General features: G+C 72.1%; 21 protein-coding genes. 10 read left to right on the top strand and 11 right to left on the bottom strand.

Going from position 1 to position 24,687, the window contains the following annotated elements; translation table 11 throughout:
• The 3 genes from RBH18_RS32870 to RBH18_RS32860 form a co-directional block, all read right to left on the bottom strand.
• A partial coding sequence (locus RBH18_RS32870) for a response regulator (protein WP_372339026.1) occupies positions 1–471 on the bottom strand: 471 nt, incomplete at its 3' end.
• Between the two features lie 235 nt (positions 472–706).
• On the bottom strand, positions 707–1,816 hold the full coding sequence (locus RBH18_RS32865; RefSeq protein WP_306214363.1) for a sensor histidine kinase: 1,110 nt from the start codon (positions 1,814–1,816) through the stop codon (positions 707–709).
• Between the two features lie 65 nt (positions 1,817–1,881).
• Positions 1,882–2,706, bottom strand: a complete 825-nt coding sequence (locus RBH18_RS32860; protein ID WP_306214362.1) for a methyltransferase domain-containing protein — start codon at positions 2,704–2,706, stop codon at positions 1,882–1,884.
• A gap of 108 nt (positions 2,707–2,814) precedes the next feature.
• On the opposite strand from RBH18_RS32860, the gene RBH18_RS32855 reads away from it, so the two are divergent.
• Positions 2,815–4,992, top strand: a complete 2,178-nt coding sequence (locus tag RBH18_RS32855) for a putative bifunctional diguanylate cyclase/phosphodiesterase (protein ID WP_306214361.1) — start codon at positions 2,815–2,817, stop codon at positions 4,990–4,992.
• A gap of 45 nt (positions 4,993–5,037) precedes the next feature.
• Positions 5,038–6,057, top strand: a complete 1,020-nt coding sequence (locus RBH18_RS32850; protein ID WP_306214360.1) for a Gfo/Idh/MocA family protein — start codon at positions 5,038–5,040, stop codon at positions 6,055–6,057.
• Here the strand turns inward: RBH18_RS32850 and RBH18_RS32845 are convergent.
• The 5 genes from RBH18_RS32845 to RBH18_RS32825 are packed head-to-tail and all read right to left on the bottom strand — an operon-like array spanning position 6,047 to position 9,931.
• Positions 6,047–6,928 (bottom strand): serine hydrolase domain-containing protein, encoded by an 882-nt coding sequence (locus RBH18_RS32845; protein ID WP_306214359.1) that lies wholly within the window; start codon positions 6,926–6,928, stop codon positions 6,047–6,049. The two genes, RBH18_RS32850 and RBH18_RS32845, sit on opposite strands and share 11 nt — an antisense overlap.
• Positions 6,925–7,737, bottom strand: coding sequence for an SDR family oxidoreductase (locus RBH18_RS32840; protein ID WP_306214358.1), 813 nt, complete (start codon positions 7,735–7,737; stop codon positions 6,925–6,927). Before RBH18_RS32840 ends, RBH18_RS32845 begins: the two co-directional genes overlap by 4 nt.
• Before the next feature lie 46 nt (positions 7,738–7,783).
• Positions 7,784–9,010 (bottom strand): kynureninase, encoded by a 1,227-nt coding sequence (gene kynU / locus RBH18_RS32835; protein ID WP_306214357.1) that lies wholly within the window; start codon positions 9,008–9,010, stop codon positions 7,784–7,786.
• 2 nt (positions 9,011–9,012) lie between these two features.
• A complete protein-coding gene (locus tag RBH18_RS32830; RefSeq protein ID WP_306214356.1) occupies positions 9,013–9,462 on the bottom strand; it encodes a YchJ family protein in 450 nt (149 codons plus the stop codon).
• Positions 9,463–9,487: 25 nt separating this feature from the next.
• Positions 9,488–9,931 carry a methyl-accepting chemotaxis protein gene (locus RBH18_RS32825; RefSeq protein ID WP_306214355.1) on the bottom strand — a complete coding sequence of 148 codons (444 nt, stop codon included), beginning with the start codon at positions 9,929–9,931 and terminating at the stop codon, positions 9,488–9,490.
• A gap of 158 nt (positions 9,932–10,089) precedes the next feature.
• On the opposite strand from RBH18_RS32825, the gene RBH18_RS32820 reads away from it, so the two are divergent.
• From RBH18_RS32820 to RBH18_RS32790, 7 genes are all read left to right on the top strand, one after another.
• Complete coding sequence (locus RBH18_RS32820) at positions 10,090–11,067, top strand: LacI family DNA-binding transcriptional regulator (RefSeq protein WP_306214354.1); 978 nt, start codon at positions 10,090–10,092, stop codon at positions 11,065–11,067.
• A gap of 199 nt (positions 11,068–11,266) precedes the next feature.
• Positions 11,267–12,619, top strand: coding sequence for an ABC transporter substrate-binding protein (locus tag RBH18_RS32815; RefSeq protein WP_306214353.1), 1,353 nt, complete (start codon positions 11,267–11,269; stop codon positions 12,617–12,619).
• Complete coding sequence (locus RBH18_RS32810) at positions 12,616–13,512, top strand: carbohydrate ABC transporter permease (protein ID WP_306214351.1); 897 nt, start codon at positions 12,616–12,618, stop codon at positions 13,510–13,512. Before RBH18_RS32815 ends, RBH18_RS32810 begins: the two co-directional genes overlap by 4 nt.
• Positions 13,513–13,522: 10 nt before the next feature.
• Positions 13,523–14,479, top strand: a complete 957-nt coding sequence (locus RBH18_RS32805) for a carbohydrate ABC transporter permease (protein ID WP_306214350.1) — start codon at positions 13,523–13,525, stop codon at positions 14,477–14,479.
• 22 nt (positions 14,480–14,501) lie between these two features.
• Entirely contained in the window at positions 14,502–16,052 is a 1,551-nt protein-coding gene (locus tag RBH18_RS32800) for a glycoside hydrolase family 13 protein (RefSeq protein WP_306214349.1), read from the top strand.
• Positions 16,053–16,068: 16 nt separating this feature from the next.
• Positions 16,069–18,327 (top strand): galactose-binding domain-containing protein, encoded by a 2,259-nt coding sequence (locus RBH18_RS32795; RefSeq protein WP_306214348.1) that lies wholly within the window; start codon positions 16,069–16,071, stop codon positions 18,325–18,327.
• Positions 18,328–18,371: 44 nt separating this feature from the next.
• On the top strand, positions 18,372–21,947 hold the full coding sequence (locus RBH18_RS32790; RefSeq protein WP_306214347.1) for a discoidin domain-containing protein: 3,576 nt from the start codon (positions 18,372–18,374) through the stop codon (positions 21,945–21,947).
• 251 nt (positions 21,948–22,198) lie between these two features.
• Here RBH18_RS32790 and RBH18_RS32785 read toward each other — a convergent pair whose 3' ends face one another.
• From RBH18_RS32785 to RBH18_RS32775, 3 genes are all read right to left on the bottom strand, one after another.
• Positions 22,199–22,417, bottom strand: coding sequence for a hypothetical protein (locus tag RBH18_RS32785; protein ID WP_306214346.1), 219 nt, complete (start codon positions 22,415–22,417; stop codon positions 22,199–22,201).
• Between the two features lie 128 nt (positions 22,418–22,545).
• A complete protein-coding gene (locus RBH18_RS32780) occupies positions 22,546–22,800 on the bottom strand; it encodes a sigma factor-like helix-turn-helix DNA-binding protein (protein ID WP_306214345.1) in 255 nt (84 codons plus the stop codon).
• Between the two features lie 63 nt (positions 22,801–22,863).
• Entirely contained in the window at positions 22,864–23,784 is a 921-nt protein-coding gene (locus RBH18_RS32775; protein ID WP_306214344.1) for a CPBP family intramembrane glutamic endopeptidase, read from the bottom strand.
• A 100-nt stretch (positions 23,785–23,884) separates the two neighbouring features.
• Here RBH18_RS32775 and RBH18_RS32770 point away from each other — a divergent pair.
• The coding region (locus tag RBH18_RS32770; protein WP_306214343.1) for a histidine kinase at positions 23,885–24,687 on the top strand (803 nt) is incomplete at its 3' end.

Genomic DNA, 24,687 nt, shown 5'->3' with positions numbered 1-24,687 from the left:
CGGCACCGCCCCGGGCGACGGGTCCGGCGACGCGGACGCCGGAGCGAACAGCGGCGGCAAGGACGCCGACGGCACAGGCAGCGGCGGAACGGACGCCGGGGCGGCGCCGCCCGACGCGAAGGTCATCACGCGCCGGAGGACCTCGGGCGACAGCATCGGCTCGCCCGCCGCCACCCGCAGGACCGCCCGGGCGATCTCGGCCGGCGGCGTGTGCTTGAGCAGGAACCCGCCCGCCCCGGCCCGCAACGCCCGCAGCACGTGCTCGTCGGTGTCGAACGTGGTCAGCACGATCACCTCGGGCGCCCCCGGCCGGGCCCGCAGCGCCTCGGTGGCGGTCAGCCCGTCGACGCCGGGCATGCGGATGTCCATGAGCACCACGTGCGGCTCGCGTGCCACCACCGCGGCGGCCACCTCGCTCCCGTCCCCGACCGCGCCCACGACCTCGATGTCGTCGAACGCGCCCAGCATCATGGTCAGCCCCGCCCGCACGAGCGCGTCGTCGTCCACCAGCAGCACCCGCACCGCCGCCGCCGCCCCCGAACCGCCCACCGATCCCGACCCTCCCACCGTCCCTGAACCGGCGGCCGCTCCCGGGCCGCCGGCCGGCCTCGGATCGCCGTCCCGGCGCAGGACCTCCCCCGCGCCGGCGGCCCCGCTCACGGATGCCACGGCAGCCACACCCGGAGCCGGAAACGTCCGTCGCTGGTCACGGATGCCACGGCAGCCATGCCCGGAGCCGGAAACGCCCGTCGGCCGTGGGCCCGTGCTCGAACCGGCCCCCGGCCAGCTGCACCCGCTCGGCGAGCCCGACCAGCCCGGCCCCCGCCCCGGGCAGCCGCCGCTCCTCCCCGGCGAGGTGCCCGTTGCCGACCTCGACGACCAGCCCCTCCTCGGCGCGCCCGCTCACCTCGACCGTCACCTTCGCCCCCGGCGCGTGCTTGCGGGCGTTCGTCAGCCCCTCCTGCACGATCCGGTACGCGTGGCGGCCCACCCCGGCCGGCACCGGCTCCCGGGCGCTCAGCGTCAGCTCGATCCGCGCCCCCGCCTCGCGCGACTCCTCGACCAGCGCGGGCACGTCGGCCAGCGCGGGCTGCGGCCTGTCCTCGGCGGGCTCGCGCAGCATCCGGATGACGCCCCGCAGGTCCTCCAGCGCGTCGTGGGCGCCCTGCCGCACGACCGCCGCCGCCTGCCGCTCGGCGTCGGGGGCGTCGCGGCGCACCTCGAGCGCGCCGGCGTGCACGGCGAGCAGCGAGATGCGGTGGGCGAGCGCGTCGTGCATCTCGCGGGCGATCCGCTCGCGCTCGGCCAGCCGGGCCTGCTCCACGCGCAGCCGCTCGCCCTCCTCGGCCTGCCGGGCCCGCTCGGCCCACGAGCGGACCAGCAGCCGCTGCGAGCGGACCAGCATCGCGACGGCGACCAGGCTGACGTGCAGCAGGATCAGGAAGGTGACGATCTCCGCATAGAGCCGGGTCGGTCCGAGCACGGCGAGATAGATGCCGGCGACCGCGACGGCGTGCAGGGCGGTCAGGGTCGCCGCGACCCGGGCCCGCCGGCGCAGCCCGACCGCGATGAGGGCGAGCGGCGTGAAGCCCATGGGCAGCGCCAGCATGATGCCCGCGGGGATGAGCGCCAGCGCCAGGCCCACCGGATGGCTGCGGCGGAAGGCCACCAGGGCGGCGAAGGCGAGCACCCCGGCGACCACCTCGACGGCGAGCGGGGCGCCGTCGCCCTCGGTCACGGACTCGTAGAGAAACCAGCAGCCCAGCGCCGCGCCGAGGCAGCCCAGGCCCAGCTCGCGCACCCATGACCGATCCATGCCCAGGACGGTACGGTCGTCCCGGGCCGTCCCGATACCCGCAAAAGTAGCCATGCGGCATCCACTTAAGTAGGTACCGTCCCGCAGACGACCCAGATCGTCAGCACCGCGAGGAAGTCGCCCCGCTCGCCGGCGGCGGCGATGCGGGAGAACCAGGTCTCGCGCAGCTCGGGCGGGAGCGGCCACGTCGCGGGCGGCACCGCCGGGTTGACCATCGGCAGCACCACCGCCGCCGACGCGGGGTCGGGGAAGACGCAGGTGACCGGCACCGCGGTCACGCCGGTCAGGCCCCGGTCCACCAGCCGGCGCCGGAGCGTGCGCCCCATGTCGGCCTCGTCGGGCAGCAGCCCGCGGGCGTGCTCGACGACCGCGGCGGCGACCGCCGCACCGACGCCGTCGAAGGCCAGCGAGGTCCAGTCGGTGTCGATCAGGCAGACGCGCCCGCCGGGACGGGTCACCCGGACGAGCTCGGCGACCGCCCGGCCGGGGTCGGCCACGTGCTGCAGCACCCGCTCGCACCACACGCCGTCGAAGCCGGCCGCCGGCAGGTCGAGCGCGCCGATGTCGCCGGACATGTAACGCACCGGGCCGCCGGGGTCGCGCTCCCGGGCCGCCGCCAGGGTGATCTCGGAGCGGTCCAGCGCGACCACCTCGCCGTCCGGCGCCACGGCCGCGGCCAGCGCCCGGGCGACGTCGCCGGCTCCGCAGCCCGCGTCGAGCAGCCGCTGGCCGGGCGCGGGCCGCAGCGCCTCCCACGCGGTGTGCCGCACCCGCCGGATCTCGGGATGGCCGGACATCCGGTCGAGCATGGCGACCGCGAGCGAGGCGATCTCGGGCGTCGTGGCGTCGAGATCCGTGAAGGGCGGGCGGTCCAGCTGTGCGGGCTCCATCGCGCCATCCTGACCCGCCCCGCCGCCCGGTGCCCGCACCCGTCGGCCATCCGACACGGCCCGCGGGGGACAACTCAGTTACAAAGGGTCACTGCCGATCAACTCAACGTGAGAGACGCGACGCTTGGCCGAGTCCGGCTCGGGGCGGTGCTGCTCGCGGGCCTCAGCGTCGCGGGCCTGGTGGGCGAGGTGGGCACCGATTCCCCGGCCTGGAACCTGCTGGCCTACCTGGCCCTGGGTGGCATCGCCGCCGGTTTCGTCGTCACCTACGTGCGCCGGCGCACCTGGGTCCTGGACCCGATCGTCCTCCCGGCCCTGGTCGCCGTGGCGGGCTCGGCGCTGCGCGATCCCGTGTCCACCGTCGGGCTGACCATGGTCCTGCTGCTGGTCCAGTCGCTGTACGGCACGACGCGCGCCTGGGCGGTCCGCTCGGTCTTCGGCGCCCTGTCGCTGCCGGCCGCCCTGATCGCGGCGCCCACCCCGATCGGCGCGCTCGTGGACGTGGGCCGATCGGTACAGATGGTGCCGCAGATCATTCTGGTCACCGTGCTCACCCGGGCCATCTACTCGGCGCTCGGCAAGCAGGAGCAGGCCGCCGCGCGCGATGCGCTGCTCGCCCGTACCGGTGAGGAGATCTTGGCCGCGACGCAGCTGGACGAACTCCCGAAGATCGCGCTCGCCGCCGCGCAGGAGCTGGTCCGGGTCAGCCGGGGCACCGGATTCCTCGTCGTGCAGCGCGAGGAGGGCGGTTTGCGGGTGATCGCCGAGGGCGGCCTGAACCCCGGGCTGGCGGACAGGCTGCTGCCGGAGACCTTGCTCTCCGCTCCGGCGAGCGCGCTGCACGCGGACGCCCCGCGCATCCGGCACTGGCACGTCGAGGAGCTGATCCCGGGCGCGCGCTACCGCGTCCTGGGCGCGACGCGGGAGCTGCCGGACTCGTTGATCGACGCTTTCCGTACGGTCGGCACGCAGATGCGGCTGGGTGAGGCCAACCTGCGCTCGCACCTCGAACTGGACCACCAGGCCAACCACGACGCCCTCACCCACCTGCCCACGCGCGCCAAGTTCATCCGCGAGCTCATCGCGGCTGTCGACCACCGCGAGCCCGGCACGGTCGCGCTGCTCAACATCGACCTGGACGACTTCAAGAAGGTCAACGACGGGTACGGGCACGCGGCCGGCGACGAGCTGCTGGTCCAGGTGGCGCAGCGCATCACCGAGGCCGGCGGGGAGCGGGGCGTCGCGGGGCGCCTGGGCGGCGACGAGTTCGTGCTGCTGCTCACCGGGCTGACCGAGCCGGCCGAGGCGGAGAAGATCGCGGAGCGGCTCGGCCGCCGCCTGGTGGAGCCGATGCGGCTCGCCATGGCGACCGTGCGCGTCGGCGCGAGCATCGGGATCGCGCTGACCGAGCCCGGCGTCAAGGCCAGCGAGCTGTCGCGCCGCGCCGACATCGCCATGTACGCCGCCAAGGCGCGCGGCAAGAACCGCACGGAGGTGTTCAGCGCGGACCGGCACGGCGCGGTCGCGCGGCACCGCACGCTCGAGGACCAGCTCCCGTACGCCCTCGAGCGCGGCGAGCTGCACGTCTACTACCAGCCGTGGATGCACCTCGCGACCGGCACGTGGGGCGGCGTCGAAGCGCTGTTGCAGTGGCAGCACCCGACCGAGGGCGACGTCAACTGCCGCGAGCTGCTGGAGCTGGCCGAGCGCACCGGGGACATCGGCACGATCACGGCGTACTTCCTGCGTACCGTGGCGGCGGAGACCGCGGTGATGCCCGGCGGGGACCAGCTGCGTCTCGGCGTCAATCTGAGCCCGCACCAGCTCCTGGACCACCGGTTCACCGACGCGCTGCTGGCGACGCTGGACGAGTGCGGGCTCGCGCCGGCCCGCGTCACCCTGGAGATCGTCGAGTCCGAGCAGATCGACGACCCGCGCGCCCGGGCCCGGCTCGAGTGTCTGGCCGCGAGCGGCGTACGCATCGCCCTCGACGACTTCGGCACGGGCTACGTCTCCTTCGCGTCGCTGCGCGCCTTCCCGATCCACCAGCTGAAGGTCGACGGCTCGTTCCTCGCCGGGGACCCGGGCGCCCTGGACCTCGTCCTGTCGGTGAGCACGCTGCTCGGCACCGAGTCGATCGTCCAGGGCGTGACGTCCGGCGACGAGCTGGCGTGGCTGCGGGAGACCCGCGCCACCGGGGTCCAGGGGCCGCACGTGGCGCCGATCCTGTCCGGGGACGAGGTCGCCGCGCTGCTGCAAAAGACCGCCACGCGTCCCACGAAGTGAACTGGATCACAGTAGCCGCGCACCCGGGTTTGTAAGATCCGAAACATGACGGCAACACGGATCGGTCTGGTGGGCTTCGGCTCGGGTGGGCGCATCTTCCACGCACCGCTGCTCGCGTCGGCGGAGGGCGTCGAGTTCGCCGGGGTGGTCACCCGCTCCGCGGAGCGGCGCGCGGAGCTCGCCAAGAGCCACCCCGACGTCCCGGCGTTCGACACGCTGGCCGACCTCGCCGCGGCGGGCGCCGAGGCCGTCACCATCTCGACCCCGGCCACGACCCACGCGGGCCTGGCGCGCGAGGCGATCGGCCTCGGCCTGGCCACGGTGGTCGACAAGCCGTTCTCGCTCGACGCCGAGGCCACCCGCGAGGTGGTCGCCCTGGCGGAGAAGCAGGGCGTGCCGCTCACCGTCTACCAGAACAGGCGCTACGACTCCGACTTCCGCACCGTGCGCAAGCTGATCGCCGACGGCACGCTCGGTGACGTGCGCCGCTTCGAGTCCCGCTTCGAGCGCTTCGCCCCGGAGCGCGTGCCCCCGGCGGCCGGCGGCGGCACGCTGCTCGACTTCGGCGCGCACCTCGTCGACCAGGCGCACGTGCTCTTCGGCCCCACCACCCGGGTGTACGCCGAGATGCGCTTCGAGGACGACGCCGACGTCGACGTCTTCGTGGCCCTGCACCACGGGAGCGGCGTCGAGTCGCACCTGTGGGGCAGCTGGCGGCAGGCGTCGCCCGGCCCGCGCTTCCGGGTCAGCGGCACGACGGGGACGTACATCGTGGACGGTCTCGACGGCCAGGAGGCCGCGCTCAAGGCCGGCCGCTCCCCCGCGAGCCTGGGCGACCGCTGGGGCGTCGAGCCCGAGCACGCCTGGGGCCGGCTGCACCGCGGTGCGACCGGTGCCCCGGTGCGCAGCGAGCGCGGCCGCTGGGACGAGTTCTACCCCGCCTTCGCGGCCGCCGTCCGCGGCGAGGGCCCGCTCCCGGTCGACCCGCGCGACGCGATCCGCACGATGGACGTCCTCGACGCCGCCCGCGTGAGCGCCACGACGGGCGAGACCGTCAAGCTCTGAGCAGGCGCTTTAGCAGCACCTTCAGGTTCTCGCCGCCGAGCGCGTCGCTGTCGGTCAGCACGGCGACGCGCCGGCGGGACTCGGGAAGGATCGCGGCGAAGGATCTGTAGCCCGCGTTGTCGCCGCTGTGCTGGATCCACGGCTCGCCCTGCCAGCTGCCCGTGAAGACGCCGTAACCGTAGCCGCTGCCGAAGTCGTCACCGCCGGTGGCCACGCGCCGGGTGAGCATGAGGGTGCGCCACGGCTCGCCGAGCACCGCACCCTCATGGAGCCGGTCGAGCCACGTCACGAGCTCACTCGTCGTGCTCCACACGTCGCCGGTGCCCATGCCGAGCACGTCGAGATCCCAGGTCGGCACCGGATCGCCGTGGACGTCGGACCCCGCCGCCACGTCCGGGCGGTCCTCCGCCATTCCCGAGAAGGTGCGGGTCAGGCCCGCCGCCCCGAACACGCGGCGCGCGAGATAGTCGCGGAACGGCTCGTCCGCCGCCTTCTGCGTCACGTGCGCCAGCAGGACGTACCCCGGGCTGCTGTAGCGGAACTCCGTGCCCGGCGCCGTGATGACGGGCCAGCTCCGCGCCAGCCCGACGAAGTCCGGCGGGCTGACCCGGAGGTCGAGCGACGGGTGGTCCGCCCAGTGCGAGATGCCGGCCGTGTGGCTGAGCAGGTGGTGCAGCGTCACGCCGGGCCAGCCGGGGAACCACCGGTCGAGCGGGTCCTCCAGCGCCAGCCGGCCGGCCTGCGCGAGCGACAGCACCGCCGCGGCCGTGAACTGCTTGCTGATCGACGCGATCTGGTGCCGCAGCGGCGACTCGCGCCCGACGATCACCTCGTCGCCGCGCTTGTAGAAGACCTCTCCCGCCATCCTCATCGGACGGACACCACCGACGCGAGCGGGGTCGCGGGGCGGCCGGTGAGCCGCTCGATGGCGGGACTGACGGCCGCCAGCTCGCCCGCGGCGACCGCCAGGTACGTGCTGACCCACGCGTCGACCTGCCACTGCGGCGCGCCGTACCGCGCGCGGGACGCGTAGGCCTCCTCCACCGTCTCGTCGTGGAAGCTGACCCCCGGCCCGAGCGCCGCGGCCATCTCGCGGAAGGTGAGCGCTTCCGGCCCGGTCAGATCATAGGTACGCCCGGCGTGTTCCCCCGGCGACCGCAGCACCGCCACGGCCGCGTCCGCGATGTCGTCCTGCGCGACCACCGCGGCCCGCCCGTTGCCGCCCGGGCCGCGGATCACGCCGTCCTCGCCCACCAGGAGCGGCACGAAGTCGGCGTAGAGGTTGTCGCGCAGGAACGTGTACGCGAGCCCGCTCGCCTTGATGTGCTCCTCGGTCGCACCATGGTCGCGGGCGAGCGTGAACGTCGCGTCGGGCGCCGCGCCCTGGAACGACGTGTAGACGAGGTGCCGCACGCCCGCGTCCACCGCCGCGTCGACGAACGCGCGGTGCCGGTCGACCCGGTCGGGCGCCTCGGCGGCCGAGACCATGAGGACCGTCTCCGCCCCTTCGAGCGCCTTGCGCACGGCGTCCCGGTCCGCATATTCCGCCACGGCCACCTCGGCGCCGGGGAGGGCCGGCGCACGCGACGCGTCCCGGACGAGCAGCCGCCGGGGCCGGTCGAGCCGTGCCGCGATCCGCCCGCCGAGCCGTCCGGTCGCCCCGCTCACCACGATCGTCATGCCTCGACGATAGGCCCCGCCCCGGCCGGTGCGAGGAGGAGTCAGGTCACCGCTGCTGCTCGAGCAGGTCGCGCAGCACGCCCAGGCCGTGGTGCACCTCGGCGAAGCTCGTGCTCAGCGGCGCCGGCCCGATCCGCAGCCCGTCCGGCCGCCGGTAGTCGGGGATGACGCCGGCCGTCCACAGCGGCTCCAGCAGCGCCTCGAACCCGGGCCGGCTCAGCGTCACGTGACCGCCCCGCCGCGCCGGCTCACGCGGGCCGGCGACCGCCACTCCCAGCGGCACCAGCCACTCGTCGGCCAGCTCCAGGACGTAGTCCGTCAGCTGCAACGACTTGCGGCGTACGGCGTCGATCCCCGCCTCGGCCAGCAGGTCCAGGTTCGCGTCCATCGGCACCATCGCGAGGATCGGCGGGGTGCCGCTGAGCATGCCCCGCATGCCCGGCGCCGGCTCGTAGCCCGGGCCCATCTCGAACACGGCGCGGTGCCCCATCCACCCCCAGATCGGCTGCCGGAGCTCCGGCTGCAGCTCCCGCCGGACGTACGCGAAGGCCGGCGCGCCCGGCCCGCCGTTGAGGTACTTGTACGTGCAGCCGACGGCGAGGTCGGCGCCCCACGCGTCGAGCTCGACCGGCACCGCGCCCACCGAGTGCGACAGGTCCCAGAGCGTGAGCGCCCCGGCGGCGTGCGCGGCCTCGTTGATCGCGGCGGCGTCGGCGAGCCAGCCGGAGCGGTAGGCGACGTGGCTGAAGAGCACCAGCGCGGTGTCCGGCCCGGCCGCCGCGGCGACCTGCTCGGCCGTGATGCCCGCGACCGGGTCGGTGGTGATCCACCTCAGCGTGAGGTCCCGCTCGGCGGCGATGCCCTCCAGCAGGTAGCGGTCGGTCGGGAAGTTGTCGGTGTCCAGCACCACGGTGCGGCGCCCGGGCCGGGCCTCGACCGCCGCGCGCGTCAGCTTGTAGAGCAGCACGGACGTCGAGTCGCCGATCACCACCTGGCCCGGGGCGGCGCCGAGGGCCAGCGCGCCGAGCCGGTCGCCGAGCCGCATCGGCCACTCCAGCCACTCGTCCGTCCAGCCGCGGATCAGGCGCCCGCCCCACTGCCCGCGCACGAACGCGTCGAGCCGCTCGGCGGTGGCGCGCAGCGGGCGGCCCAGCGAGTTGCCGTCCAGGTACGAGACGACGTCGGAGTCCTCGATCAGGAAGCGGTCGCGCAGCGGGGCGAGCGGGTCGGCCGTGTCGAGTTCCTTCGCCCGGCCCAGCAAGTCATCGGTCATGGTCAGATGGTGGCAAGCGAGCCGTCGGCGAGCACGGGCCCCCAGTAGACCCAGCGCCCGTCGTGCCGGACGAAGCGGCTGCGCTCGTGCATGTCGCCGGCCCGGCCGTGGTCGCGGAAGTGCGCCTTAAACTCGACCAGGCCCTCGGCGTCGAAGAGCCCGCCGCCGGTGGCCCCGAGCACCTCGAGCCGGATCCAGCGCAGCTGCGGGTCCGGCTCGACCTGTTCGGGCCGGGTGTCGGGATGCCACGAGGCGAGCACGTAGTCGGCGTTGTCCAGCGCGAAGGCGGCGTACCGCGAGCGCATCAGCGCCTCCGCGGTGGCCGGCGGGCGGCCCTCGTGGGCGGTGCCGCAGCACTGCGCGTACGCCAGGCCGAGCCCGCACGGGCACGCCATGGTCGCGGTCGTCTCGGTCCGCGCCGCGGGGCGGCGACGCGTTGCACGTTTGGCCATGCGGTCATTCTTCCCTTCGCGCGGCTCAGTGGTGCCGCTGGTCCACCACGATCTCGCTGATGACCTGCTGGCAGCGGTCGAGCTCGGCGATCAGCTGCCGCATCTCCTCGATCGCGGAGACGGCGCTGCGGGTGCCCTCGCGGATGCCGCTGACCTGACCGCCGATCTCGCTCGTCGCGGTGGCCGTCTCGTTCGCCAGGTCCTTGACCTCGCTGGCCACCACGGCGAAGCCGCGGCCCGACTCGCCCGCTCGGGCCGCCTCGATCGTGGCATTGAGCGCGAGCAGGTTGGTCTGCTTGGCGATGGTGGCGATCAGCTCGACGACCTTGCCGATCTCGGCGCTGGCGGTCTCCAGCTTGCCGATGACGGTCACCGCGGTCTCCGCGGCCCGCACGGCGGATCGGGTCGCCGTGGCCATGTCCCCGCTGACGTCGGCCAGTCTCCGGCTGTCGCTTTGCCAGTCCGTCATCCGTACCCCCCGGCTAGTCCCTGGCTCACCCTATGAGTGATCGGCCGGCCACGAGCCGTGTTGCGCTTTCCGCACGAGACTGCAAACTCGGTCAGCGCATTGCCGTGCGCTGCAAGCAGCCGTACAAGATTTTCATGTTCCTGACGTACGATCTCGCCGTGACGAAACGACTGGCGGAGGTCGCCAAGAAGGCGGGCGTCTCCGAGGCGACCGTGAGCCGCGTGCTCAACGGCCGGGCCGGCGTCTCCGAGGGCACCCGCGCCTCGGTGCTGACCGCGCTCGACGTGCTGGGCTACGAACGGCCGACCAAGCTGCGCGGCGAGCGCGGGCGACTGGTCGGGCTGGTGCTGCCCGAGCTGCAGAACCCGATCTTTCCCGCGCTGGCCGAGGTGGTGACCGCGGCCCTGGCGCAGCGCGGCTTCACCCCGGCGCTGTGCGCGCGCACGATCGGCGGCGTGCCCGAGCGCGACTACATCGAGATGCTGCTCGACCATCAGGTGTCCGGGGTGGTCTTCGCGGGCGGGTCCTACGCGCTGGCCGAGGCGGAGCACGGGCACTACCGGCGGCTGCTGGACCGGCGGATGCCCGTGGTCATGGTCAACGGCGGCGTCGACGGGCTGGGCTTCCCGCACATCTCCACCGACGACGCGGTGGCGGTCGAGCAGGCGTACGGGCACCTGCGCGCCCTGGGCCACGAGCGGATCGGCCTGGTCCTGGGCCCGGAGGACCACGTCCCCTCGCGCCGCAAGCTCGCCGCCGTCCCGGCGGCCGCGGCCGTCGAGCGCACCACCTTCTCGATGGAGAGCGCCCGCCTCGCCGCCGCCCGGCTCATCGAGCGGGGCATCACCGGCCTGATCTGCGCGAGCGACGTGCTCGCGCTGGGGTCCATCCGCGCCGCCCGCCGGCTGGGCCGCGAGGTGCCCCGCGACGTGTCGGTGGTCGGCTTCGACGACAGCGCGCTCATGACCTGCACCGACCCGCCGCTCACCACCGTCCGCCAGCCGATCGAGCTGATGGGCCAGGCGGCGGTCGACGTCCTGGTGAAGCAGATCGAGGGCGGCCCCGCGACGACCGACGAGCTGCTGTTCGAGCCGGAGCTGGTGGTCCGCGGGTCGACCGCGCCGGCACCCGGCTGACCGGCACCGCACCACCGCACGGGCGGGCCCGCTTCGGGCCCGCCCTTTTTGCGATGGTGCGGCAGTCGAGTTTTTTCTCCTTGCAGTCGCGTTCTTGCGGCCTCCCGTTCGACTTTGTATCGTCATCGCCACGAAACAAACGCGAGACCTGCGTCACATCTCCCTCAGCTGACACAGCCCACGGAAGGGCGGATCCGTCATGTCCACATTCAGGCTGCGAAGTGCTCTCGGCCTTGTCCTCGCCGCCGGCCTCACCCTCTCCGCCACCGCCTGCGGCGGCGACGACGAGAAGCCGGCGGGCGGGAAGGTCACCCTGGTGATCAACGGCCTCCCGCCCGCCACCGAGAAGGCGACGCACGACCGCTTCCTCGCCAACGTCGCCGAGTTCGAGAAGGCCAACCCGGACATCGACATCGACGCCCGCGAGGGCAAGATGGACCCGCAGACCTTCCCGGCCAAGCTCGCCGGCGGCCAGCTCGAGGACGTCTTCTACGTCTACTTCACCGACCCGGCCAACCTCATCGCCAAGCGCCAGGTCGCCGACATCAGCAAGTACCTCGGGGACTTCCCGGTCACCTCGCAGCTCAAGCCGGAGGTGCTGCGGGTCTTCCAGGACGGCGACGGCAAGACGTACGGGCTGCCGTACAAGAACTACTCGATGGGCCTGCTCTACAACCGCGACCTTTTCAGCAAGGCCGGGCTGGACCCGGAGAACCCGCCGAAGACCTGGGCGGAGGTGCGCACCGCGGCGCGGAAGATCGCCGAGCTGGGCAAGGACACCGTCGGCTACGGCGACTACAGCAAGAACAACACCGGCGGCTGGCACTTCACGACCGAGATCTACTCGCTCGGCGGGGAGGTCGCCGTGAACGAGGGCGGCACCTGGAAGGCCGCGTTCAACAGCCCGCAGGGCAAGCAGGTGCTGCAGCAGCTGAAGGACATGCGCTGGACCGACGACAGCATGGGCGCCAAGCAGCTGCTCGAATGGGCCGACCTGCTCAACCAGATGGGCTCGGGCAAGCTCGGCATGTACCTCGCGACCGCCGACAACATTCCGACGATCGTCAACCAGTACAAGGGCAAGTACGAGACGTACGGCCTCGGCCCGATCCCGGACGGCAAGGGCACGCTGGGCGGCGGCGAGGGCTACATGTTCAAGGCCGGCCTGAGCGCCGACAAGATCCGCGCGGGCCTGAAGTGGCTGACGTTCTGGTTCACCTCCGCCGACCGGTACGAGGCCGAGAACAAGTGGTCGAGCGAGACGAAGCAGCCCGTCGGCCTGCCCGAGCCGGCCATCTTCACGGGCAGCGCCGCGCAGACCCAGGCCGCCGCCGACAAGAAGTACGCGAACGTGCCCCAGGCCAACTACGCCCCGTTCGTCGCGAGCATGGGCAGCATCCCGGTCAAGCTGGAGCCGCCGAACGCGCAGCAGATCTACGCCGTCCTCGATGTCGCGATGCAGAAGGTCCTCACCGATCGCAACGCCAACGTGGACCAGCTGCTCGCCGACGCCGAGACCCAGGTCAACCAGATCCTGACGAGCGTCAAGTGACCGCCGGGACGCCGCTGGTGTCCCGGTTCCGGCGCAAGGCCGGCGACACCCTCCTCGCGTACGCGTTCATGGCCGCCGGCCTGGCCTGCTTCGCCCTCTTCTCCTGGTATCCGCTGGTCAAGGGCGTCATCCTGAGCTTCCAGCAGGACAACTTCGTGGTGCCGCCCTCCTGGGTGGGGCTCGACAACTACCGGGCCCTCTTCGACGACCCGCTGTTCTGGACGGCCTGGAAGAACACGCTCGTCTTCACCGGGCTCGCCCTGGTCCTCGGCTTCGCGCTGCCGTTCGTCATCGCCGTGCTGCTCAACGAGTTCCGGCACTTCAGCGGCTGGTTCCGGGTGCTGGTCTACCTGCCCGTCATGCTGCCGCCGATCGTGTCGGTGCTGCTGTGGCGCTACTTCTACGACCCGGGCAACGGCCTCTTCAACGCGGCCCTGCGCAGCGTCGGCCTGCCCGAGTCGCAGTGGACCCAGTCGTCGGCGACGGCGATGATCTCGCTGGTCCTCGTGTCGACGTGGGCGAACCTGGGCGGCGCCACGCTGATGTACCTGGCCGCGCTGCAGAGCATCCCGGGCGAGCTCTACGAGGCCGCCGAGCTCGACGGCGCGAGCCTGTGGCGGCGGGTCCGGCACGTGACGCTGCCGCAGATGCGGTTCATCATGCTGGTCCTGCTGCTGCTGCAGATCATCGCGACGATGCAGGTCTTCATCGAGCCGTACGCGCTGACCGGAACGTCCAACCCGGACACGATCACCGTGCTGGTCCTGGTCTACCGGTACGCGTTCACCGTCAACAACGACTTCGGGCTCGCCGCCGCCATGAGCGTGCTGCTCTTCGTCGTGCTGGGTGCGTTCTCGGCGCTCTATCTCCGCCTGACCCGCAACTCCTCCTGAGGTTTGTCCCATGACGCTGACCGCACCTCCCCAGGCCCCCAGCGACGTCGCGCCCACCGCCGTGCCGAGAGCCAGGTCCCGGCAGTTCCGGACGGCGACCCGGACGCTCGTCTCGACGATCGATCTGCACCGGCACCGCCGGCTCTACTTCACCGTGCTCGGCGGGACGCTCGTGGTCTTCGCGCTCGTGTTCCTCTTCCCGCTCTACTGGATGGTCACCAGCGCGCTCAAGGCCCCCGCCGAGTACGCGCGCAGCACGCCGACGCTGATCCCCGAGTCGTTCCACCCGGACACGTTCGCGACCGCGTGGACGAACATGCGCATCGCCAAGTACTTCACGAACACGCTGTTCTACGCGTTCGGCGGCTGGCTGGTGTGCCTGATCGTCGACGTCGGGGTCGCGTACGCGCTCAGCAAGCTCAAGCCGGTCCTGGGCCGCATCGTGCTCGGCGGCATGCTGGCCAGCCTGATGCTCCCCGCGACGGCGCTGCTCGTGCCGGCCTATCTGGCGGTCGTGGACGTGCCGCTCGTCCACGTGAACCTGCTCAACACGCCGTGGGCGCTGTGGCTGCCGGCCGCCGCGAACGCGTTCAACGTCTACGTGCTCAAGCGCTTCTTCGACCAGATCCCCGACGACCTGCTGGACGCGGCGGCCATCGACGGCGCCGGCCGGCTGCGCCAGCTGTGGTCGGTCGTCCTGCCGCTGTCGCGCCCGGTGCTCGGCGTCGTGTCGATCTTCATCATCGTCGCGCTGTGGAAGGACTTCCTCTGGCCGCTGCTCGTGCTGCCCGACCCGGAGGCGCAGACGCTCAGCGTGGCGCTCAGCCGGCTGGCGAACACGAGCCAGGTGCCGCCGACCGAGTTCATGGCCGGGCTCGCGATCGCCAGCCTGCCGATGATCGTCGTCTTCCTCGTCTTCCAGCGCAGCATCATCGGCGGCCTGTCCGCCGGCGCGACCAAAGGCTGAACCCCGAAGAAAGCAGGTCACGGTGGTCAACTCCGACCCGTGGTGGCGCGACGCCGTCATCTACCAGGTCTACCCGCGCAGCTTCGCCGACTCGGACGGCGACGGCGTCGGCGACCTCGGCGGCGTCCGCGCGCACCTGGGACACCTGGCGGACCTGGGCGTCGACGCGCTCTGGATGAGCCCGTGGTACCCGTCGCCGATGGCCGACGCCGGCTACGACGTCGCCGACTTCCGCGACGTCGACCCGGTGTTCGGCACGCTTCCCGAGGCCGAGGCGCTGATCGCGGAGGCGCACGAGCTCGGCATCCGCACGATCGTCGACATCGTGCCGAACCACGTGTCCAGCGCGCACCCCTGGTTCCGGGAGGCCCTCGCCGATCCGTTGTCCCCGGCCCGGGAACTCTTCTGGTTCCGGCCGCCGGCGGAGGAGATGCCGACGGAGTGGGTCGGCGAGTTCGGGGGCACCACGTGGACGCGTACGCCCGACGGCTCCTGGTATCTGCACCTGTTCACGCCGGAGCAGCCGGACCTGAACTGGGACCACCCGCGGGTGCGCGCGGAGTTCGAGGACATCCTGCGGTTCTGGTTCGACCGCGGCGTCGACGGGATCCGCATCGACTCGGCCGCGCTGCTCTTCAAGGACCGGTCCCTGCCGCCCGTGGTGGAGGGGCAGCCGCACCCCTTCCACGACCGCGACGAACTGCACGACGTCTACCGGGCCTGGCGCCGCGTCGCCGACTCCTATCCCGGGGACCGGGCGCTGATCGGCGAGGTGTGGCTGCCCGACGCCGCGCGCTTCGCCAACTATCTGCGCCCCGACGAGTTGCACGCCGCGTTCAACTTCGAGTTCCTCGGGTGCGCGTGGGACGCGGCGCTGATGCGCGAGTGCGTCGACCGGACGCTCGATGCCCACCGCGCGGTCGGCGCGCCCGCGACCTGGGTGCTGTCCAACCACGACGTCACCCGGCACGTCACCCGGTACGGCCGGGCCGACACCACCTTCAGCTTCGACAACAACCTCGACGGCACGCCGGTCGACCTCGAGCTGGGCACCCGCCGGGCCCGTGCCGCGGCGCTGCTGTCGCTCTCGCTGCCCGGCGCCGCCTACGTCTACCAGGGCGAGGAGCTCGGGCTCTGGGAGAACGAGGCCATCCCGCCGGAGCAGCTGCAGGACCCGATGTACGCGCGTCGCGGGCACAGCCGGGACGGGTGCCGCGTCCCGCTGCCGTGGTCGGGCGACTCGCCGCCCTTCGGCTTCTCCGCCGGGCCGCCGTGGCTGCCGCAGCCGCCCGAGTGGAAGGACCTCACCGTCGAGGCGCAGACCGGCGATCCGAGCTCGGTGCTCTCGCTCTACCGGTCGGCGATCGCGCTGCGGCCCCGCTCGGCGCCCTTCGACTGGATGGACCTCGGCCCGGGCGTGCTCGCGTACTGCCGGGGCTCCTCCTTCGCGTGTGTGCTCAACCTGTCGGGCTCCCCGCTCCCCCTGCCCTCGTTCCGTGAGGTGCTGATCGCCAGCAATCCGCTGGACGGCGACCTGCTTCCCCCTGACACCGCCGTCTGGTTGCGCCTTTGATTCCGAAAGGATCGTTATGGCACGCCGAACCGTCCCCCTCCTCCTGTCCGCCGCCCTGACCGTCGCCGCCGTCGCCGTGGCTGTCCAGGCCACCCCGGCCCAGGCAGCCGGCCCGTCCCCCTTCGACTTCCCCGGACGCGGCGCCACCGTGCCCTTCACCGAGCACGAGGCTCTCGTCAGCGCTTCGAACGGCACGTCGACCGGCACCAGCCGCCTCTACGGCCAGCTGTCGTCGGAAGCCTCCGGGCGTGAGGCCGTGACCCTCGACGCCGCCGGCGAGTACGTCGAGTTCACGCTGACGAAGCCGGCGAACGCGGTCACCTTCCGGTACAGCATCCCGGACAGCCCGTCCGGCACCGGCCGCGACGCGTCCCTCGACGTCCGGGCCAACGGCACGCTGGTGAAGTCCGTCCCCGTCACCTCGCGATACGGCTGGTACTACGGCGGCTATCCGTTCTCCAACAACCCCGGCGACGGGAGCCCGCACCACTTCTACGACGAGGCCCGGACGCTGTTCGGGACCACCTATGCGGCCGGGACGAAGATTCGGTTGCAGGTGTCGTCGACCGCGCAGTCGCCGTCCTTCACCATCGACGTGGCCGACTTCGAGAACGTGCCGGCGCCGGTCGCCAAGCCCTCGGGCGCGATCGACGTCGTCGCGGACTACGGCGCCGACCCCACCGGCGCCCGGGACTCGACGGCTCAGTTCCAGGCCGCGGTCAACGCCGCGGCCGGCCGGGTCGTCTACGTGCCGCAGGGCAACTACACGCTCTACAGCCACGTGATCGTCGACCGGGTGACGCTCGCGGGCGCCGGACCCTGGTACACCGTGCTCGGCGGCCGGCACCCCACCCAGCGCAACCTCGCCGCCGGCATCTACGGCAAGTACGTCTCCGAGGGCGGGCCGAGCCAGAACGTCACCGTCCGCGACCTGGCCGTCATCGGCGACATCCGGGAACGCGTCGACGCCGACCAGGTGAACGCCTTCGGCGGCGCGATGAGCAACTCGGTCATCGACAACGTGTGGATGCAGCACACCAAGGTCGGCGCGTGGATGGACGGGCCGATGGACCGCTTCACGATCCGCAACTCGCGCATCCTCGACCAGACCGCCGACGGCGTGAACTTCCACATCGGCGTCACGAACTCGGCCGTCACCAACACGTTCGTCCGCAACACCGGCGACGACGGGCTGGCGATGTGGGCCGAGAACGTCCCGAACGCCGGCAACTCGTTCACGCACAACACCGTGGTCGCGCCGATCCTGGCGAACAACATCGTCAGCTACGGCGGCCGGGACATCACCATCTCGGACAACGTCGTGTCCGACACCGTCACCAACGGCGGCGGGCTGCACGTGGCGAACCGCTACCCCGGGGTGAACGGGCCGACCGCGGTCGCCGGCACGTGGACGCTGGCCCGCAACACGCTGCTGCGCGCCGGCAACTCGGACTACAACTGGCAGTTCGGCGTCGGGGCGATCTGGTTCGACGCGCTCAACGGCCCGATCACGGGCGCGGCCATCACCATCACCGACACGGACATCCTGGACAGCTCGTACGCCGCGCTGCACTGGATCGAGGGACAGTCGAGCGGCATCACGCTGTCGAACATCACCATCCAGGGCGCCGGAACGTACGCGCTGCAGGTGCAGGCCCCGTCGCAGGTGACCTTCAACAATGTCCGCGCATCGGGCATCGCGCAGTCCAACCCCATCCACAACTGCGTCGGATCGGGCTTCCAGATCACGCGGACCGGCACGAACACCGGGTGGTACACCGACACGCCGTACTGCGGTCCGTGGCCGGCGCCGCAGTGGAACACCACCCCGACCACGCCGCCGACCACTCCTCCGGCGTCGGGCAATCTCGCGCTCAACCGTCCGGTCACCGGAGGCCAGGCCGACGTGTACGGACCGGGCAACGCGGTCGACGGCAACGCGAACACGTACTGGGAGAGCCCGAACAACGCGTGGCCGCAGTCGCTGACCGTCGATCTCGGGCAGTCGCGCTCGGTCTCGCGGATCGAGCTCAAGCTGCCGCCCGCCGCGGCGTGGGCGACGCGCACCCAGACGCTCTCGGTCCTGGGCTCCTCCGACGGCGGTTCCTTCTCCACCGTGAAGTCCTCCGCCGGTTACACGTTCAACCCCGCGTCCGGGAACGCCGCGACGATCACGTTCCCGGCGACGTCGCAGCGCTTCCTGCGGCTGACCTTCACGGGTAACACCGGCTGGCCCGCGGGCCAGGTCTCCGAGTTCGAGGTCTACGCCTCGTAGCAGCGTTCCACCGAAACGTCGCCCGCTCTTCCTTCCCCCCCTGGATGAAAGGCGCCTTCCCCGTGTCCAGATCCTCCAGATTTGTGGCGGCTCTCTCCGCCGCCGTGCTCGCCACCGCCGTCCTCCAAGTCGTCTCTCCGACCGCACCCGCCGCCGCGGCCGGGCCGAATCTCGCGGCGGGCAAGACCTTCTCCGCCAGCAGCACCTCCGACGTCTACGGCGCCGGCAACGCGGGCGACGGCAATGCCAGCACCTACTGGGAGAGCGCGAACAACGCCTTCCCGCAGTGGCTGCAGGTCGACCTCGGCGCCACCGTCAGCGTCAACCAGGTCGTCGTCAAACTTCCGCCGGCCGCCGCGTGGGCGACGCGGACGCAGACCTTCGCCGTGCAGGGCAGCAGCACCGGCAGCTCCTTCACGGACCTGAAGGCCGGGGCCGGCTACACGTTCAACCCGGCTACCGGCAACACGGTGACCGTCGACTTCACGGCGGCGGCCACGCGGTTCGTCCGGCTGAACGTCACCGGCAACACCGGCTGGCCCGCGGGTCAGGTGTCCGAGCTCGAGGTCTACGGGCCGGCTTCCGGGGACACGCAGGCGCCCGTCGCGCCGACCGGTCTCGCCTGCACGCAGCCGGCCACCGGCCAGATCCGGCTGACGTGGAGTGCGGCCACCGACAACGTGGGCGTCACCGGGTACGAGGTGTGGGCGAACGGCGCGCTGCTCACCACGGTCGGCGGCACGGTGCTCACGTACACCGACAACCGCTCGGCCGACGCCACCGTGACGTACTTCGTCAAGGCGCGCGACGCGGCGGGCAACGTCTCCGCGGCCAGCAACTCGGTGACGCGCAACGGCACGAGCCCCGGTGGCACGAATCTCGCCGCGGGCAAGCCGATCACCGCGTCGTCGACGGCCTTCTCGTTCGTGGCGTCGAACGCGAACGACAACGACACCGCGACGTACTGGGAGGGCAGCGCGTATCCGGCGACGCTGACCGTGGCCCTCGGGGCGAACGCGGTGACCAGCTCGGTCGTGGTCAAGCTCAACCCGGGCACCGACTGGGCGACGCGCACGCAGACGTTCGCGGTGCTCGGGCGGGAGCAGAGCGCGTCGGCGTTCACGACGCTGGTGAGCTCTGCGACGTACACCTTCAGTCCCGCGTCGGGGAACACGGTGACCGTGCCGATCAGCGCGACGGCCGCGGACGTCCGGTTGAGCTTCACCGCGAACACCGGCGCGCCCAGCGGGCAGGTCGCCGAGTTCCAGGTCGTCGGCGTGCCCGCGCCGAACCCGGACCTCACGGTGACCGCGGTCAGCGCCTCGCCGTCGGCACCGGTCGAGACGGACACGATCACGCTGTCCGCGACCGTGCGCAACGCCGGGACGGCCGCCTCCCCGGCCTCCGCCGTCACCTTCTACCTGGGTACGACCCGGGTCGGCACCGCCGCGGTGGGCGCCCTCGCCGCCGGGGCGTCCACCACCGTCACCGCGTCGATCGGCGCTCGGGACGCCGGCTCGTACCAGGTGCGCGCCGTCGTCGACGAGGCGAACACCGTCATCGAGCAGAACGACATGAACAACTCGGGGACGGCGACGCTGACCGTGGCGCCGGTCTCCAGCTCGGACCTGGTGGCGTCGGCCGTCTCGTGGTCGCCGTCGAACCCGTCCGCCGGTCAGCCGGTCACGTTCAGCGTCACGCTGCGGAACCAGGGCACGGCGGCGTCGGCCGGCGGGGCGCACGGGGTGACGCTCACGCTGCTCGACGGCTCCGGCGGGACCGTCCGTACGCTCACCGGCTCCTGGTCGGGGGTGCTCGCGGCGGGCGCTTCCTCGCCGGCGATCAGCCTCGGGTCGTGGACGGCGGTGAACGGGCGTTACACCGTACGGACGGTGGTTGCCGTGGACGCGAACGAGCTGCCGGTGAAGCAGGCGAACAACACCGCCGAGAAGGCGTTCTTCGCGGGGCGCGGCGCGAACATGCCCTACGACATGTACGAGGCCGAGGACGGCACGACCGGCGGCGGCGCCCAGATCACCGGCCCGAACCGCAAGATCGGCGACCTGGCCGGCGAGGCCTCCGGGCGCAAGGCCGCGACACTGAACAGCACCGGCGCGTACGTGCAATGGACGACGCGCGCGGCGACGAACACCGTCGTGGCACGCTTCTCCATCCCGGACAACACGACCAGCTCGATCAACGTGTACGTGAACGGGACGCTCGACAAGACGCTGCCGCTCACGTCGAAGTTCGCCTGGCTCTACGGCGACGAGGCGAGCCCGCAGAACTCCGGCACCGGCCCGCGGCACATCTACGACGAGGCGAACATCATGCTCTCCCGGTCGTACCCGGCGGGCAGTGTCATCAAGGTGCAGAAGGACGCGGCGAACACCGGAAACATCGCGATCGACTTCATCAACACCGAGCAGGTCGCGCCGGTCGCCAACCCGGATCCGGTCAACTACGTGGTGCCGGCCGGATTCGATCAGCAGTCCGTGCAGAACGCGCTCGACCAGGCCCGGATGACCACCGGCAAGCTCGGCGTCTATCTGCCCGCGGGCACATACACCACCACGAACAAGTTCCAGATCTACGGCAAGGCCATCAAGGTCGTCGGCGCCGGCCCCTGGTACACCCGCTTCGTCACGCCGCAGGACCAGAACGGCACGGACGCCGGCTTCCGCGCCGAGGCGACGGCGAACGGCTCGACGTTCGCGAACTTCGCGTTCTTCGGCAACTACATCATCCGGTCCGACGGCCCGGGCAAGGTCTTCGACTGGCAGAACGTCGCCAACATGACCATCGACAACATCTGGGCCGAGCACCAGGTATGCCTCTACTGGGGCCTCAACACCGACCACGTCACGATCAAGAACTCGCGCATCCGCAACACCTTCGCCGACGGCGTCAACATGACCAACGGCTCCACCGACAACCTGGTCGACAACAACGACGCCCGGGCCACCGGCGACGACAGCTTCGCCCTCTTCTCCGCGATCGACGCGGGCGGCACCGACGAGATCAACAACGTCTATCAGAACCTCTCCACGACCCTGACCTGGCGGGCCGCGGGCATCGCGGTCTACGGCGGCTACGCCAACACCTTCCGCAACATCCACATCGCCGACACGCTCGTCTACTCCGGCATCACGATCAGCTCGCTCGACTTCGGATATCCGATGAACGGCTTCGGCGCCAGCCCGCCCACCGTCTTCGACAACATCTCGATCGTCCGCGCCGGCGGGCACTTCTGGGGCGGCCAAACCTTCCCGGCCATCTGGCTCTTCTCGGCCTCCAAGGTCTTCCAGGGCATCCGCGTCAGCAACGTCGACATCGTCGACCCGACCTACAGCGGCATCATGTTCCAGACGCAGTACATAGGCGGCCAGCCCCAGAACATCATCAAGGACACCACCTTCACCAACATCTCCATCACCGGCGCCGTCCGCAGCGGCGACGAGTACGACGCCAAGTCGGGCTTCGCCATCTGGGCCAACCCGATGCCCGAGGCGAACCAGGGTCCGGCGGTCGGCTCGGCCACCTTCACCAACCTGCGCCTCTCCGGCAACTACCGCGACATCGAGAACCCGACCACAACCTTCACGATCAACCGCAACTGATTTCCGTACGCCCGGAGCCCGCGCTTCCCGGCGCGGGCTCCGGCGGCCGCATGTCGATGGCCCCGCCGTCGACGAACGCGGTACGACAGCCGGGCCGGCCGAACAGCGCCGCCTCGCCCGTGCAGACGGCCGCAGGCAGCCCCGGCCGGCCCATCCGTCGTCGTGACCGCTCGCAATACCGAAGGCGCCGCCGGCACTCCCCCGACGGCCGCACGGTTCTCACGCGTGGCGCCCGGCCGGGGGCCGCCTGGTCAGGACTCCCAGATGACACCCAGGGTGCCCAGCGTTCCCATGACGAACAAGCCTGACCCGACGAGGACGGCGATCGTCCGGCTCCATACGTTCATGAAGCGCGATTCCCGGGATCCCTCGCGTACGGGACGTCCGAACACTTTGGCGCTGCTGTCATGGGAGGCTTCGGCGAAGCGGCGGTTGTTGATGGCCGCGAGCAGTCCTCCCCAGCTAACCATCGAACCCGGGACTCGACACTGATCTGTGTGGCGGGTTGCTGTGCCGGCGGCGTTCTCGTGCGGTGCGGATGCGGGCGCATTCCCGACGTTGGGCGGCCGGCACGCCAGGGGACGTCGCGCAGGCGCGATCAGCCGGCGACGCGGTCCGCGGCGACCATCGACGCCAGGTCGCGCATCGCTTCGTAGAGTCTGACCTGCACGGCGGCCGGGGCGATGCCTAGCACCTGCGCCGCCTCGCGGGTCGTCCGGCCGCGGAAGTACGTGGCCACCAGGACCTCCCGGTGCCGGCTGGGCAGGCGGTGCAGCATGGCCTCCATCGGGGTGCCCTTGCGGGCGCGGCGCGGGGCCTCGGGAGTGACCGGGCGGGATTGTCTGGTCAGCATTCCCAGGACTCTGCTCATCGCCGGGGCGCTTCTCCAGTCCGCAAGTGCGAAGTAGTTCCCTGGTCACCCCAAGCCACCGGCCGCGACGGGAACCGGCGCGCCCGAAGCTGTGGGCGCCGGCGCGCCCGGGGCTGTGCGTGCCGGCGCGAGACCTCGGCGGCGGGCCAGCCACAGGACGACCGCCGCGTACGCCACCAGCTGCGGAACGTCGACGGCAACCATCTCCCAGGGCAGGTCCGCCGCGGTCTCGTCCACGGTCAGCTCGCCGAGCGCGGCCGCCAGCCCGGCGCTGAGCAGGTTGTTCGCCACGTGCAGGGCGATCGCCGCCTCGAGGCCACCCGTGCGTACGGTCAGCCAGCCGGCCACGACCCCGAACGCCAGCAGGTCGGCGAAGCCCCACGGCGTGCCCCAGCCGTGCAGTGCCGCGAACACCACGGCCTGCACCGCGATCGGGAGCCACGGACCGCGCACCCAGGTGCCCACGGCCTGGAGCAGCCAGCCGCGGCACACGTACTCCTCGGCCGCCGCCTGCACGGGCACGACCAGGACCAGGAGCGCCATCGACGTGGCGAACGGCCGCCATCCGACGAGGCCGGCGCTCGCCGGGGTGAGGGCCGATCCGGCGAGGAGCACCAGCGTGATGCTGCCGAGGGCGACCGGCAGACAGGTCAGCAGCCACCGCCATCGCAGCCGCCCGGCAACCGAGGACAGGGTGCCGGCCGGGCGCCGCTGCACCCACCTGGCCGCGAGCATTGCCGCCGGCAGGAACACGGCGACTGTCACGAACGCCAGGACCATGTCACCGAGCTCGCCGAGGCTGGGCAAGCCGTCGGGCCCGTCCGGCCGCCCGGCGACGGCTCCGGCGGCGAGGTAGGTGGCCAGGCCCAGTGCCGCACCGGTCACGACGAGGACCAGGGTGCCGAGCACCGGTCGCCACCACTGGGGGGCGTGGGCGCGGGCGAGAAGGTGGTAGGGCATCGACATGCCGGAAAGTGTGTCGGCCCGGGCGGCCCGCGCGGATCTGGCGGAAGCCGGATTCCGGCCCCTGCCCTGAGACAGAGGTCATCGCCTACGCTGGGGCCCCATGTCGCGGTTCCGTCTCTGGCTGCTGCCCGGCCTGCTCGCCGCGGGTCAGCTCGCCCTGTGGCCGGGCACCGCGGCGGTCACCGGGCAGGCGATCGAGGCGCGCCGCCTGGCGATCACCCTTGCCGCCGTCGCGGTGGTCACGGCGGCGGCGATCATCCGGGTACGTCACCCCGTGGCGAGCGTGCTCGCGGCGAGCGCGGCCGTCGGGGCGGGGGCGTGGCTGCTGCCCGACCAGATCTTCGTCGTCCCCGGGGACACCCTCCTCGTGCTCTCGCTCGCGGATCTCGCGCTGCTCTTCGGCGTGGCCGTCCGCACGGATCGCCGGGCCACCGCCTCCGCGCTGGCCGGGTCCGTCGCCCTGCAGGCCGTGGCGACCGCCGGGCAGGGCGGTCTCGACGCCGAGCTTCCGCTCGATGTGCTCGTCAACGTGATCACCTACGGCCTGGTCGCCACGGCGGGCCGGCTGCGCCGCCGCTGGCTGGCCGAGCGGGCCGCCGCCGCCCGCCGCCTGGCCGAGGCGCGCGCCGCCGAGCGGGAGGCGGCCGCCGCCGAGCGCCGCCGCCTGGCCCGGGAGCTGCACGACGTCACCGCCCATCACCTCACCTCGGTCGTCGTCAACGCGTCGGCCGCGGATCTGCTCGGCGAGCAGCGTCCCGAGCTGCGCGCCGAGGCGGTGGCCTTCGCCGCCCGCACCGGCCGGGACACCCTGACCGCGCTGCGCGAGCTGGTCGCCGTCCTGCCGTCCCCGTCGGACGCCGAGCAGGTTCCCGCCCTCACCGATCTGGTCGACGACTTCCGCCA

The sequence above is a fragment of the Actinoplanes oryzae genome (assembly GCF_030757795.1).
Lineage (GTDB): Bacteria > Actinomycetota > Actinomycetes > Mycobacteriales > Micromonosporaceae > Actinoplanes.
The sequence above is the reverse complement of the archived record's forward strand: the minus strand, read 5'-3'. Positions and strand labels throughout refer to the sequence as shown.

Bases quoted from the DNA above. Each gene is read 5' to 3' on its own strand.
- RBH18_RS32865 (WP_306214363.1), bottom strand. From the start codon at position 1,816: ATGGATCGGTCATGGGTGCGCGAGCTGGGCCTGGGCTGCCTCGGCGCG.
- RBH18_RS32860 (WP_306214362.1), bottom strand. From the start codon at position 2,706: ATGGAGCCCGCACAGCTGGACCGCCCGCCCTTCACGGATCTCGACGCC.
- RBH18_RS32850 (WP_306214360.1), top strand. From the start codon at position 5,038: ATGACGGCAACACGGATCGGTCTGGTGGGCTTCGGCTCGGGTGGGCGC.
- RBH18_RS32845 (WP_306214359.1), bottom strand. From the start codon at position 6,928: ATGAGGATGGCGGGAGAGGTCTTCTACAAGCGCGGCGACGAGGTGATC.
- RBH18_RS32840 (WP_306214358.1), bottom strand. From the start codon at position 7,737: ATGACGATCGTGGTGAGCGGGGCGACCGGACGGCTCGGCGGGCGGATC.
- kynU (WP_306214357.1), bottom strand. From the start codon at position 9,010: ATGACCGATGACTTGCTGGGCCGGGCGAAGGAACTCGACACGGCCGAC.
- RBH18_RS32830 (WP_306214356.1), bottom strand. From the start codon at position 9,462: ATGGCCAAACGTGCAACGCGTCGCCGCCCCGCGGCGCGGACCGAGACG.
- RBH18_RS32825 (WP_306214355.1), bottom strand. From the start codon at position 9,931: ATGACGGACTGGCAAAGCGACAGCCGGAGACTGGCCGACGTCAGCGGG.
- RBH18_RS32815 (WP_306214353.1), top strand. From the start codon at position 11,267: ATGTCCACATTCAGGCTGCGAAGTGCTCTCGGCCTTGTCCTCGCCGCC.
- RBH18_RS32805 (WP_306214350.1), top strand. From the start codon at position 13,523: ATGACGCTGACCGCACCTCCCCAGGCCCCCAGCGACGTCGCGCCCACC.
- RBH18_RS32795 (WP_306214348.1), top strand. From the start codon at position 16,069: ATGGCACGCCGAACCGTCCCCCTCCTCCTGTCCGCCGCCCTGACCGTC.
- RBH18_RS32790 (WP_306214347.1), top strand. From the start codon at position 18,372: ATGAAAGGCGCCTTCCCCGTGTCCAGATCCTCCAGATTTGTGGCGGCT.
- RBH18_RS32785 (WP_306214346.1), bottom strand. From the start codon at position 22,417: ATGGTTAGCTGGGGAGGACTGCTCGCGGCCATCAACAACCGCCGCTTC.
- RBH18_RS32780 (WP_306214345.1), bottom strand. From the start codon at position 22,800: ATGCTGACCAGACAATCCCGCCCGGTCACTCCCGAGGCCCCGCGCCGC.
- RBH18_RS32775 (WP_306214344.1), bottom strand. From the start codon at position 23,784: ATGTCGATGCCCTACCACCTTCTCGCCCGCGCCCACGCCCCCCAGTGG.